This is a genomic window from Vibrio sp. THAF64 (assembly GCF_009363455.1).
Lineage (GTDB): Bacteria > Pseudomonadota > Gammaproteobacteria > Enterobacterales > Vibrionaceae > Vibrio > Vibrio coralliilyticus.
Genome location: NZ_CP045355.1, coordinates 2,979,898 through 2,992,857, shown reverse-complemented (window position 1 = coordinate 2,992,857; position 12,960 = coordinate 2,979,898). Strand labels below are relative to the sequence as shown.

9 protein-coding genes are annotated in these 12,960 nt (G+C 46.1%); 8 read left to right on the top strand and 1 reads right to left on the bottom strand.

Annotated features, from left to right (window positions below):
• Nucleotides 1-95 precede the first annotated feature (95 nt).
• The 8 genes from FIU99_RS13825 to FIU99_RS13790 all read left to right on the top strand — a co-directional run bounded on the left by FIU99_RS13825 (nt 96) and on the right by FIU99_RS13790 (nt 11,467).
• Complete coding sequence (locus FIU99_RS13825; protein WP_006958108.1) at nt 96-2,336, top strand: patatin-like phospholipase family protein; 2,241 nt, start codon at nt 96-98, stop codon at nt 2,334-2,336.
• A gap of 297 nt (nt 2,337-2,633) precedes the next feature.
• Nucleotides 2,634-5,222, top strand: a complete 2,589-nt coding sequence (acnB, locus tag FIU99_RS13820) for a bifunctional aconitate hydratase 2/2-methylisocitrate dehydratase (protein WP_152472315.1) — start codon at nt 2,634-2,636, stop codon at nt 5,220-5,222.
• Nucleotides 5,223-5,326: 104 nt separating this feature from the next.
• Entirely contained in the window at nt 5,327-5,698 is a 372-nt protein-coding gene (locus tag FIU99_RS13815) for a YacL family protein (RefSeq protein ID WP_006958107.1), read from the top strand.
• Between the two features lie 189 nt (nt 5,699-5,887).
• The gene (gene glnK / locus FIU99_RS13810) at nt 5,888-6,226 is read left to right on the top strand and encodes a P-II family nitrogen regulator (protein WP_004742633.1); all 339 of its coding nucleotides are present in this window, start codon (nt 5,888-5,890) and stop codon (nt 6,224-6,226) included.
• Nucleotides 6,227-6,252: 26 nt separating this feature from the next.
• Entirely contained in the window at nt 6,253-7,482 is a 1,230-nt protein-coding gene (locus FIU99_RS13805; RefSeq protein WP_039951271.1) for an ammonium transporter, read from the top strand.
• Nucleotides 7,483-7,636: 154 nt separating this feature from the next.
• Nucleotides 7,637-8,650 carry a Fe(3+) ABC transporter substrate-binding protein gene (locus FIU99_RS13800; protein WP_006958105.1) on the top strand — a complete coding sequence of 338 codons (1,014 nt, stop codon included), beginning with the start codon at nt 7,637-7,639 and terminating at the stop codon, nt 8,648-8,650.
• A gap of 160 nt (nt 8,651-8,810) precedes the next feature.
• On the top strand, nt 8,811-10,436 hold the full coding sequence (locus tag FIU99_RS13795; RefSeq protein WP_006958104.1) for an iron ABC transporter permease: 1,626 nt from the start codon (nt 8,811-8,813) through the stop codon (nt 10,434-10,436).
• Entirely contained in the window at nt 10,436-11,467 is a 1,032-nt protein-coding gene (locus tag FIU99_RS13790) for an ABC transporter ATP-binding protein (protein ID WP_006958103.1), read from the top strand. Before FIU99_RS13795 ends, FIU99_RS13790 begins: the two co-directional genes overlap by 1 nt.
• 48 nt (nt 11,468-11,515) lie before the next feature.
• Here the strand turns inward: FIU99_RS13790 and FIU99_RS13785 are convergent, their stop codons facing one another.
• The gene (locus FIU99_RS13785; protein WP_006958102.1) at nt 11,516-12,928 is read right to left on the bottom strand and encodes a phosphoglucomutase/phosphomannomutase family protein; all 1,413 of its coding nucleotides are present in this window, start codon (nt 12,926-12,928) and stop codon (nt 11,516-11,518) included.
• Nucleotides 12,929-12,960: the final 32 nt, after the last annotated feature.

Genomic DNA, 12,960 nt, shown 5'->3' with positions numbered 1-12,960 from the left:
GCTATCGGCTTCTGTACGTTTGCGAATGAGACGGGAACTCTAGAGTGAAAAAACTAGTCTGGCTTCTATTTATATCTGCGGTTGTGTTACCACGCATGGCGTTTTCTGATACAGGAGAGCATGTTGCATCAGAACGGCCAAAAATCGCGGTGGTTCTAGCAGGTGGTGGTGCCAAGGGGGCGGCACACATCGGTGTTTTGAAAGCGCTTGAAGAGCTCAGAATTCCTGTCGACTATATAACGGGTACCAGCATGGGGGCCTATGTGGGCGGCTTGTACGCAACAGGCATGAGTGCGGATGAAATTGAAAGCCTGACTGAGACCATAGATTGGAACAGTGGCTACCGTGATCGGGTTGATCGTAGCCAACGTCGTGTACGCGACAAAGAATACGAAGACCGATTCCAGCTGACGACAGATTTAGGTCTCGGCTGGAGCGGAGTGCGTGCCGCGCGCGGTATTGTGCAAGGGCAGGGGATGCTCAGAATTCTGCGTGAGTCGTCAGGCAACCTTCCACCGTTTGAGTCTTTCGATGAACTCGCCATTCCTTATCGCTCAGTCGCAACCGACATTCTGGAGCTCAAACCTGTTGTTATAAAAAACGGCTACCTTGTTGATGCTATGATGGCCAGTATGTCGGTTCCGGGGGCGTTACCGCCTTACGAACTCAATGGTCAGCTTCTGGTGGATGGCGGTGTAACCAACAACATGCCTGTCAATGTTGCACGAGATCTAGGCGCAGATATCGTTATTGCGGTTGATATTAGTACCGATTACAAAGACGAAGAAGACTTCACAACGTTGTTCACCGTAGCGGATCAACTGTCGAATTATTTAGTGCGTAGCACGACTAATCGTCAAGCCAAAACGCTGACGGAAGACGATGTTTTCCTTAAGCCTCAAGTTGGCGATATGGAAACGACAGAGTTTGACAAGATGCCCGAAGCGTTTAAAAAGGGTTATCAAATTGCCATTCAAAACCAAGAATTACTCAAACGCTACAGCGTGTCTTCATCTGAGTATCAGGATTACGTTGATCACAAAGAGGATGTACGCAGAAAACTGAGGTATGGCGATGAAATTAAGGTCGATAAAGTCGTTATCCATAACCACACTCATTACAGTGATGATGTACTGAAAAAGCACTTGGATCTTGATTCGGGTCATCGCTATAAAACGTCCGAAGTCGAGCAGGGTGTTCAGAACCTTTATGCGCTGGATCGTTTTGAATTGATTACTTATCGCTATGACAAAATTGACGATCTAGATGCCTTGATTGTTAACGTCAAAGAAAAGTCTTGGGGGCCGAATTATGTGAACTTCCGTTTCTTCCTTGAAGATGACTTTGACACTGACAGCCAGTACGCGATAGGGATATCGACCAATTTTACTGATCTGAATGAATACGGTGCAGAGTTTACCCTCAATGTTGAAATGGGCACGGATAAACTCTTAGAAGGTGAGCTTTACAGTCCGTTATTTTCCAGTTCAGATCTCTTTACCACTTTGGGTATTACTTTTAGCAATGAGAAGGTCAATGTGCCACCAGATGGGGGCGATGTACCGTCACTAAAAGCGACTCAAGATTTTATCCCGATATCTTTCACTGAATGGGAGTCTGAGTGGGCTATTGGTTACCAAGATACCTTGTGGCGCCGATTTAAAGTCGGTGTCAGATACACTGATGGTTCTGGAGAACTCGCGTCGCTGCCATCACTAGGCGATGTTTCATTTAAGAGATTAGGCGCATTTGCCAATTATCGCATTGACACCTTAGATAACTACAGTTTGCCCAGTCGGGGTTTGTACCTGAATCTGGATTACTTAGTGTCACATGATGAAAGCGTCGGAAGTCCAGGCAGTGTCTTCGATGGTCATGACGAAGATACTGCTTATGAATATGGCGCTAAGATCATCTATGCCAATAGCTTTTCTCGCCATACTTTGGTCGCAAACCTCGACGTTGGAGTGGTAGAAAGTAAAAACTCCTCTCTTATTATCGACCCCAAAGAGCTCGGCGGCTTTCTCAATTTATCAGGTATTCCACGTAACAGCTTGATTGGTCAGAACAAAGCATTTGGTAGCTTGGTGTACCGTTATCGCTGGTTTGACAATGATTTTGGTCTGTTCTCTTCCCCGTTTTATTTGGGGGCATCGTTTGAATACGGCGGTGTGTGGTCAGATCCAAGCGTCAAGCTTGATACCGCACCACTATATGCCGCGGGCTCAGTGTTTGCGGGGGTTGACTCCCCAGTTGGGCCAGTCATGTTTGGTTATGGTCGAACAGAACAAAACTTCGATTCTATATACCTGATTATAGGGACGAGCTTTAAATAGTTATTCAATAATTGATTTCGTCAATCTCCCATTCTCAAAGCAGGGAATTGACGGAATTAAGCAAGGAAAATCATAGAACTTTAGTCTTAAGTTGCTATGTTGGTCAAAATGATGAGATTTTAATTTATCGTTAAATTTGCTATTCTACCGCCCACAGTTTGGCCTCTCTGGCACTGTTTCTCACTCAAAATGAATGAAAAATATGGCAAAAGGAGAGCCAAGTTTCCAAGGATGTTCACTTCGTTACGTTGAATAATAGTAATAATAACGGAGGAACCGCAATGAGAGGAAAAAGTCGTGCTTGAAGCCTACCGTAAACACGTCGCAGAGCGTGCTGCTGAAGGAGTTGTTCCTAAACCACTAGACGCCGAGCAAGTTGCTGGTCTTGTCGAACTTCTGAAAAATCCCCCTCAAGGTGAAGAAGCTGTAATTCTTGACCTACTAGAGAATCGTATCCCACCTGGCGTAGATGAAGCTGCATATGTCAAAGCAGGTTTTCTGACGGCTATTACCAAAGGCGAAGTGGAATCACCACTGGTAAGTCGTGAAAAAGCAGCTGAGCTGTTGGGTACGATGCAGGGCGGCTACAATATTGCTCCGCTAGTTGACCTTCTTGATGATGACGCTTTGGCATCTATTGCTGCAAAAGCACTGTCTCACACTCTACTTATGTTTGATGCTTTCTACGACGTAGAAGAGAAAGCGAAAGCAGGTAACACTTACGCACAGCAAGTACTGCAATCTTGGGCTGATGCTGAGTGGTTTACCTCTAAAGAAAAAGTAGCAGAAAAAATTACCGTTAAAGTATTCAAAGTCACTGGTGAAACTAACACTGATGACTTGTCTCCGGCGCCTGATGCATGGTCACGTCCAGATATCCCAGTGCACGCGAAAGCGATGCTTAAAATGGAGCGTGACGGTATCAACCCAGATCAACCGGGTAGCGTTGGTCCAATCAATCAAATTGAAGAGCTGCAAAAAGATGGTATTCCATTGGCTTACGTCGGTGATGTCGTGGGTACAGGTTCTTCACGTAAGTCGGCTACGAACTCTGTGCTTTGGTTCATGGGTGAAGATATCCCTTACGTTCCAAATAAGCGCACAGGCGGTATCTGTTTAGGCGGTAAGATTGCACCAATCTTCTACAACACGATGGAAGATTCTGGTGCGCTTCCAATCGAACTTAATGTGCAAGACATGAACATGGGTGATGTGATTGAAATTTACCCGTATGAAGGTGTTGTACGTAAAGATGGCGCAGAAATCTCAAACTTTGAGCTGAGCAAGGTACTTCTTGATGAAGTGCGTGCTGGTGGTCGTATCCCGCTGATCATTGGTCGTGGCCTAACAAGTCGTGCTCGTACTTCACTAGGTCTTGAAGAAACTGATCTGTTTGCTAAGCCTGTAGACCCGTCCTCTTCTAACAAAGGTTACACACTGGCTCAGAAGATGGTCGGTAAAGCATGTGGCGTTGAAGGTGTTCGTGCAGGTCAATACTGTGAGCCTAAGATGACCACCGTAGGTTCTCAGGATACAACAGGCCCTATGACGCGTGATGAGCTAAAAGACCTTGCGTGTCTTGGCTTCTCGGCTGATCTAGTGATGCAGTCTTTCTGTCATACTTCTGCGTATCCAAAACCAGTCGACGTAAACACGCACCATACTCTGCCTGATTTCATCATGAACCGTGGTGGTGTTTCTCTTCGTCCAGGCGATGGCGTTATCCACTCATGGCTAAACCGTATGCTTCTTCCTGATACTGTTGGTACAGGTGGTGACTCACATACTCGTTTCCCTCTAGGTATTTCATTCCCAGCTGGTTCTGGTCTAGTTGCGTTTGCTGCAGCGACAGGTGTTATGCCTCTGGATATGCCAGAATCAATCTTGGTTCGCTTTAAAGGTGAAATGCAGCCAGGTATCACACTACGTGACTTGGTTCATGCGATTCCTTACTACGCAATTCAGCAAGGTCTATTGACGGTTGAGAAAGCAGGTAAGATCAACGAATTCTCTGGCCGTGTACTTGAAATCGAAGGTGTTGAACACCTAACCGTAGAGCAGGCATTTGAGCTTTCAGATGCTTCTGCAGAGCGTTCAGCGGCAGGTTGTACAGTTAAGCTGTCTCAAGAGTCGATTGAAGAGTACCTAAGCTCGAACATCACCATGCTTAAATGGATGATTTCTGAAGGTTACGGTGACCGTCGTACTATTGAGCGTCGTATCACGGCGATGGAAGAGTGGTTGGCGAATCCTGAGTTGATGGAAGCAGACGCAGATGCGGAATACGCTCACATCATTGAAATTGACCTAGCAGAAATTGATCAGCCAATTCTATGTGCTCCAAACGATCCGGATGATGCCCGTCTACTCTCTGAAGTTCAGGGTACAAACATCGATGAAGTCTTCATCGGTTCTTGTATGACTAACATCGGTCACTTCCGTGCTGCAGGTAAGCTGCTAGAGCAATTCGGTGGTCAGTTAGATACTCGCCTCTGGGTTGCGCCACCAACGAAGATGGACCGCGATCAGCTAACTGAAGAAGGTTACTACGGTATTTACGGCCGTGCTGGCGTGCGTATTGAAACGCCAGGGTGTTCACTATGTATGGGTAACCAGGCACGTGTGGCAGATAAGGCGACAGTAATGTCGACTTCGACACGTAACTTCCCGAACCGTTTAGGTACTGGTGCTAACGTTTATCTAGCTTCTGCTGAGCTTTCGGCAGTTGGTGCGATTCTAGGTAAGATTCCAACCAAGGAAGAGTATCTAGAGTACGCTAAGCAAATCGATGCGACAGCAGCAGACACATACCGTTACTTGAACTTCCATAAGATGGATCAGTACACCAAGAAAGCGGATTCAGTGATTTTCCAAGAGCCTGCATAAGCGCTTAGAAAGGATGATGAAAGCGTCTGCCTCGGCAGGCGCTTTTTTTGTGCTTTTAGGATTGTCTCTATATACTCTGCGCTCCGTTTTCATGAGGCAGCACGATGGAATTTGAATTTATCCGCAATACATTGATGGGCGAATACTACGTTAAGTCGAGTATGGGTCATGAAATTGTTGGTCGCTGGTTGCAGGAAGAGATCGGTAAGGATTGGCAGAAGATAGAGCAGGTCGAGTCTATGCTAGTCGCTGTACACCAGTCTCCACTTCAGGAACACACTATGCTGGGTACTGAGATTTCCATCTCTATTCATGGTGATGAAGTCACCATTCAGGAGAATGTGTTGGCGCATGGAGAAGCGATGGCAGAAGACAGCGAGTTTGATTTTTATGACAGTGAGAGTACGGCCTGTTGTGGCTTAGATGACTTTGAGCTGTTAATTGATCAATGGAAAGAGTTTCTGACCACCAAATAGATCTGCACTGATATAGTGAAGAATGAAATCATTGCCTCATTATTGTGATAAAGGCGCACCATAACGGTGCGCCTTTTTGCGTTTTTGGCTCCCTGCGACTGATAAATCATTATTTATCAGTATCTTAATAAGTTGGCATGTCACTTGGATTATAAAAATAAAAAGGATGACAGCTTCAGAGAGGATGCGATGAAACTTATTAATGCGATTATCAAACCATTCAAATTAGACGATGTTCGAGAAGCACTTGCTGATGTCGGTATCGAAGGTATGACGGTATCAGAAGTGAAAGGGTTTGGGCGTCAGAAAGGCCACACCGAGCTTTATCGTGGTGCAGAGTACCAAGTGGATTTCTTACCCAAGGTAAAACTAGAAATCGCGACACAAGCTGAAAATGTAGACCGCGTGATTGAAGCTGTATCTAAAGCGGCGCACACCGGAAAAATCGGTGACGGAAAAATCTTTGTCTACGACCTGAGCCAAGCAGTACGTATTCGTACTGGCGAAATGGACGCTGAGGCACTTTAAGAATTCAAAGGACTGGAGACATTAAAATGGAATTAACAACTACAGTAACGGAATTACGTTACGCACTGGACACTTTTTTCTTCCTCATTTCAGGTGCGTTAGTAATGTGGATGGCAGCCGGTTTTGCCATGCTTGAAGCGGGCTTAGTTCGTTCAAAGAACACCACTGAGATCTTAACCAAAAACGTTTGTCTATACGCGATCGCATGTACCATGTACTTGGTGGTTGGTTACAACATCATGTATGTCGACAATGGCGAAGGCGGCTGGCTACCTTCATTTGGTGCACTGATTGGAACACAAGGGGAAGGTGCAGACCATTCATTAGAATCTGACTTCTTCTTCCAGGTGGTGTTTGTTGCAACTGCTATGTCTGTTGTGTCTGGTGCAGTCGCAGAGCGGATGAAACTGTGGTCATTCCTTATTTTCTCAATGGTACTTACGGCATTTATCTACCCAATGGAAGGTTACTGGACTTGGGGTGGAGGCTTCCTGTCAGAAGCGGGCTTCAGTGACTTTGCAGGCTCAGGCATTGTACATATGGCGGGTGCAGCCGCTGCATTAGCAGGCGTATTACTACTAGGTGCTCGTAAAGGAAAATACGGTAAAAATGGTGAGATTTACCCAATTCCGGGTTCGAACATGCCTCTTGCAACACTGGGTACCTTTATCCTTTGGTTCGGTTGGTTTGGTTTCAACGGTGGCTCTCAGTTGATGGTTTCTGACTTTGAGAATGCAACGGCAGTAGGTCAAATCTTCCTCAACACAAATGCAGCAGCAGCGGCTGGCGCAATTGCAGCACTTCTTGTGTGTAAAACTACGTGGGGTAAAGCAGACCTGACGATGATCCTCAACGGTGCACTGGCTGGTCTGGTTGCAATTACTGCGGACCCATTGTCTCCATCTCCTATCTATGCAGTAGCTATTGGTGCAGTATCAGGTGCGCTAGTTGTGTTCAGCATCATTGCTCTTGATAAGCTTAAGATTGACGATCCAGTGGGTGCGATTTCGGTACACGGTGTGTGTGGTTTCTTCGGCTTGATGGTTGTGCCACTGAGTAATGGTGATGCAACGTTTGGTGCTCAGCTATTGGGGGCGGCGGTTATATTTGCTTGGGTATTCGGTGCAAGTCTTGCTGTATGGGCTATTCTGAAAGCAACTATTGGTATCCGAGTGTCTGAAGATGAAGAATTGGAAGGCATGGACATGCACGATTGTGGTGTTGGTGCATATCCTGAATTTGTGACTGTGAAGTAAGTCAGAGCAAGACATAAACTGTTACAAATAAAATACTCAAAAACCTGCTCTACTGGGCAGGTTTTTTTGTTTTGTGTCATTGTTTTCTAAATTATCATGAATATAATAACGCAACTGATAAACGTTATCATTACGAAGTTAAAGGACTGAACCAATGAAAAAACTGCTGACTCTTTCTGCTTTAGCATGTGCAACATTAGCACCGACTGCGATGGCTGCTGAAGAAGTGAACGTCTACTCTTACCGTCAACCTTTCCTAGTTGAACCTATGTTCAACGAGTTCACTAAAGAAACAGGCATCAAAGTAAACGTTAAGTTCGCAAAGAAAGGCCTAGCAGAGAAACTAGCTCAAGAAGGTGAGTACAGCCCAGCTGACGTGATTCTTACCGTAGACATCAGCCGCTTGTCTGAGCTAACTAAGCAAGGTTTGGTTCAGTCTGTAGAAAGCGCTGTTCTTGAAGAGAACATTCCAGCTCAGTACCAAGATGCTGACAATGAGTGGTTTGCTCTAACAACTCGTACTCGTAGCGTTTACTCTTCACGTGACCGTGTTGGTAAGCTAGGTGATGATTTCACGTATGCTGATCTAGCTAAGCCTGAGTTCAAAGGCAAAATCTGTACTCGTAGTGGTAAGCACCCTTACAACGTTTCTCTAGTCTCTTCTATGATTGCTCATAAAGGTGAAGCGGAAACTAAAGAGTGGCTAGAAGGTGTTAAAGCTAACCTAGCGCGTAAACCTCAAGGTAACGACCGAGCACAGGTTAAAGCGATCAAAGAAGGTCTATGTGACGTTTCTCTGGGTAACAGCTACTACCTAGGTAAGATGGTTAACGATAAAGAGCAGAAAGCGTGGGCTGATGCTGTTTACATTAACTTCCCTAACCAGAACACAACTGGTACTCACGTAAACATCTCTGGTATGGCAATGGCTAAGTACTCTCCGAACAAAGAGAACGCACTTAAGCTGATGGAATTCCTAGCGGGTGATAAAGCTCAAAGCATGTACGCTGAAGTGAACTACGAGTACCCAGTGAAAGAAGGCGTTAAGCGTTCTGATCTAGTAGCGTCTTGGGGCGACTTCAAAGCTGATACTATTTCTCTAGATGAAATTGCTGATCACCATGCAGCAGCAATCAAGCTTCTTGATGAAGTGAAGTTCGACCTGTAATCGTTCGACGCTTTATATACACAGCCTCAAGTCGCTCTTTTACAAGGGTAACTTGAGGTTGTTTGTTTATAAGGGTATAACAGACCCTTAAGCGTGTTAAAGGTATATGAGATGTATTAGCAAGTGCATTTGATTGATGTATACCTGTGATTGTTAGGCGATGAAAGAAAATAATTATTTATGGAAAACCAGTAGTGGGACGTTAGCCCTGCTACTGGTTTTGCCGATCTTAGCGATATTCCTTACCTCTATCGGCGAGACGGATGACCTGTTCTCGCATCTGATGTCGACGGTAATGCCAACCTATACCTTTAACACGGTAGTCTTGGCCGCAGGTACAATGGCTCTGTCCCTAGTTTTTGGTATTCCTTCTGCTTGGATTATGGCCATGTGCCGGATACCCAGCGAGCGGATTTTACAATGGGCCTTAGTGTTGCCGCTGGCCATGCCGGGCTACATCGTTGGTTACATCTTTACTGATTGGCTCGACTTTGCCGGACCAGTACAAATCTTGCTGCGTGATTTAACAGGTTGGGGTCCCGGAGATTATTGGTTCCCTGATATCAGAACTTTGACTGGCGCTATCATCGTGCTGGCATTGGTGCTTTACCCTTACGTTTATCTACTGTGTCGTGCTGCATTTATGGAGCAAAATGTCTCTTTGCTGCAATCAGCGCGCTTGCTGAAATGTTCTCCTTGGGAAAGTTTCCGTCGTATCTCGCTTCCACTCGTTCGCCCTTCAATCGCCGTTGGCCTCTCGCTAGTCGCAATGGAAACCATTGGTGACTTTGGTACGGTGAGCTATTTTGCCGTCAACACGCTGACTACTGCGGTTTACGATACCTGGCTAGGTTACTCAAGCTTGACTGCGGCCGCTAAGATTTCCGCCATTATGTTGGTGTTTGTGATTCTCCTGCTTAGCGCAGAGCGTTATAGCCGCCGCAAACAAAAACTATTCCAGAATCAGTTCAGTAGCCGAGAAGATTTTCGCTACGAGTTAACTGGCTGGAAGAAGTGGCTGGCGCTGACCTGGTGCTGGGGACTGGTCGCGATTGCATTCTTGTTCCCGTTGATGCAACTGGTGATCTACGCTTATAAGTATTTTGCACAGAGCTGGACACCGGAATTCAGAGAGTATGCGCTGAATAGCCTCTACGTTTCGCTATCGGCGGCCGTCATTGGTGTGATTGTCGCGGTCATTGTGAATTTTTATAATCGCTTAGCAGCTAACCGTCAGGGGCTGGCGTTTATGCGCTTGTCTTCGATGGGGTACGCGGTACCAGGTACTGTTCTGGCGATCGGGGTAATGGTCCCTGTTTTGTTTATGGACCACTTGGTTAATGACATTGCTAAATTTATGCAATGGGGTAGGCCGGGGTTAATTTTTTCTGGCTCAATGTTTGCACTTATTTTTGCCTTGGTCGTCCGATTCTCTGCAGTCGCAATCGGCAGTATTGAAAGCAGCTTAAATAAGGTTTCGCCCTCTCTGGATATGGCTTCTCGCACTATGGGGTGCAATTCCAATCAGATGTTGTGGCGAGTACATTTCCCGCTGATTCGCCGTGGTGCCTTGATTGCCGGTTTGTTGGTTTTTATTGAATCAATGAAAGAGCTGAATGCTGCGCTGCTGCTTAGGCCGTTCAACTTTGAAACATTGGCAACCTATGTCTACAACTTTGCCTCTGACGAACAACTCGAATTGGCAGCCCTACCTGCGGTGCTGCTGGTATTAGTCGGATTGATTCCCTTAGTTATGGTTAACCGTTCACTGGAGCATACACACTGATGAGCTGTGCATTATCAATCAATAACTTAACCTGTAAGTACGACGAACAGACAACGGTGCTGGAATCTCTGTCGCTAGAGGTGGAACACGGTGAGATTGTTTGCTTACTGGGCGCGAGTGGTTGCGGGAAGACCACTTTACTTAAAGCGATTGCGGGCTTATTACCGCTCAGTTCAGGCTCAATGAGTTTGAATTGTATGACGATTGACGACGGTAAACACTGGCTGCCGCCTGAGCAGCGCAATATAGGCATGATCTTTCAGGATTACGCGCTCTTTCCACACTTAACCGTTGAGGAAAATGTGGCGTTTGGTCTCAAGACGCTGGCTAACGGTGACAGAAAAGCCAAAGTCGCGGAAATGCTTGATCTGGTTCATCTGACAGGTTTTGGAGAGCGTTATCCGCATCAGTTGTCCGGTGGGCAGCAGCAGCGTGTTGCTATTGCTCGCTCATTGGCGTACAAGCCAGACTTACTGCTGTTAGACGAACCCTTTTCTAACATTGATACTCAGGTTCGTCACGAGTTGATTGCGGAAATCCGTAAGATCTTCAAGAAGCATGGCGTCACGGCGATCTTTGTCACTCACAGTCGGGAAGAGGCGTTTGCCTTTGCTGATAAGATGGCGGTGATGAACCACGGTGTGATTGAACAATACGGTACGGCGAGTGAGCTTTACTATCAGCCTTCGAGCAAGTTTGTCGCAGATTTTTTAGGTGGTGGCAGCTACCTGATCGCGAAGCGTGTGTCTGAGTCTGAGTTTGAAACTGAGCTAGGTTTGGTTGAAGCACAAGCTCAGCAAGAAATTCAGCTACAAGCGGAATGTGAGCTGTTGCTGCGTCCACAGCATGTTCAGATCAGTGCGACTGAGGAGAGCAGTGTGACGGTCTTGGAGCAACAGTTTATGGGTGACCATTGCCGTTATGTGATTGATGCCAGTGGTAGCCGATTGTTGGCCAGCTCAGCGGAGCCACTGTCGATAGGTCAACCTGTCTCGGTCAAAGTTGAAACGCAAGGCGTATTGGCTTTTTAAATAACAAAACACCCAGCAAATCGCTGGGTGTTTTGATCTCTAGGCTAGTTACAGTTGTAAGAATGATTTGAACTGCTCAACGATGCCTTCTGCGGTCTCCTTGTCAGCCATCTCGGCAAAGATACGCAGAAGAGGCTCGGTACCAGAGAAGCGGGCAATTACCCAACCGCCATTTTTGAAATAGACTTTAGCGCCATCTTCGTAGCTCACGCGTTCAATTTCAAACTCAAACTGTGGTAGTTGCTTCTCGACATATATCTTGTGATGCAGTGCCTGCTTTTGTCCGGCTTTAAAGCTACAGTCTCCTTCAGCCGTATAGGCGTAGCCGTATTTGGTATAGATTTCATCAAGCAGCTCAGAAAGCTTTTTGCCTGTCACTGAAATCATCTCAACCAGCAGACTGGAGGCAAACACGCCATCTTTACCTTTGATATGGCCGCGAATGGTCAAACCGCCCGAGCTTTCACCACCGATCAACGAATCATCGGCTTCCATTTGCGAGCTGATGTGCTTAAAACCGACGGGTACTTCAAAGCTCTTCTCACCGTGGTCTGCTGCTATTTTGTCGAGGATATGAGTGGTCGCAATGTTACGAACTACGGAGCCAGACCAGCCTTTGTACTCAAGCAAATAGTAGTAAAGCAGGATCAGCACTTCATTAGGGTGAATAAAGTGGCCTTTTTCGTCGATGATACCGAGACGATCAGCGTCACCATCAGTACCAATACCAATATCGTAACCTTGCTCTGCAACAAGATGTTTTAGACGATATAAAGTGGCAGCGCTGGGAGACGGCATCAAGCCACCAAAGTCAGGATTTTTGCCATCGTTAATCACATCAACGTCACAGCGGCCATTGATTAATACTGTTTGCAGCGCGTTTTTAGCCACCCCAAACATAGGATCAATCAATACACGTAAATTGGCTTTTTTGATCGCTTCTATGTCGATAAAGTCGATGATCGAGTCGACGAATTCGTTCATTGGGTTAATGATCGTAATCAGTTTATCTTCAACCGCCTGATCAAACTCTACGCTTTGCACTTTATCGCCAGTTAAAGCTGCAATTTGAGCTTCGATCTTTTCAGTGATTATCTCATCCGCATCACGGCCCCCTTCAATAAAGACTTTAATGCCGTTGTAATCTGCTGGGTTGTGGGACGCAGTAATGCATGCCGAGTAGGCACAGCCCATTGCTTTGGCTTTAAACATCACAATTGGAGTCGGTACAAATTTGTCGATGAAACTGACGGGTATATTGTTAGCGGCAAGCACCTCGGCGAACCAGCGACCCGCTTTGTCGGATAAAAAACGACGGTCGTAACCAATAATGAATCCTTTGTCGGCGACTTTCTCATTGTTGATGATGTTTGCCAGCGCTTGAGCAACCAAGCGAACATTGTCTTTGGTAAACTCTTCACCGATAAATGCGCGCCAGCCGCCAGTACCAAACTTAATCATTGCTTTAATCCTTTATTCAACAAAAGAGCCTC

Coding starts and splice junctions, on each gene's coding strand:
- FIU99_RS13795 (WP_006958104.1), top strand. CDS start 8,811: ATGAAAGAAAATAATTATTTATGGAAAACCAGTAGTGGGACGTTAGCC.
- FIU99_RS13815 (WP_006958107.1), top strand. CDS start 5,327: ATGGAATTTGAATTTATCCGCAATACATTGATGGGCGAATACTACGTT.
- FIU99_RS13800 (WP_006958105.1), top strand. CDS start 7,637: ATGAAAAAACTGCTGACTCTTTCTGCTTTAGCATGTGCAACATTAGCA.
- FIU99_RS13805 (WP_039951271.1), top strand. CDS start 6,253: ATGGAATTAACAACTACAGTAACGGAATTACGTTACGCACTGGACACT.
- FIU99_RS13790 (WP_006958103.1), top strand. CDS start 10,436: ATGAGCTGTGCATTATCAATCAATAACTTAACCTGTAAGTACGACGAA.
- FIU99_RS13785 (WP_006958102.1), bottom strand. CDS start 12,928: ATGATTAAGTTTGGTACTGGCGGCTGGCGCGCATTTATCGGTGAAGAG.
- glnK (WP_004742633.1), top strand. CDS start 5,888: ATGAAACTTATTAATGCGATTATCAAACCATTCAAATTAGACGATGTT.
- FIU99_RS13825 (WP_006958108.1), top strand. CDS start 96: ATGGCGTTTTCTGATACAGGAGAGCATGTTGCATCAGAACGGCCAAAA.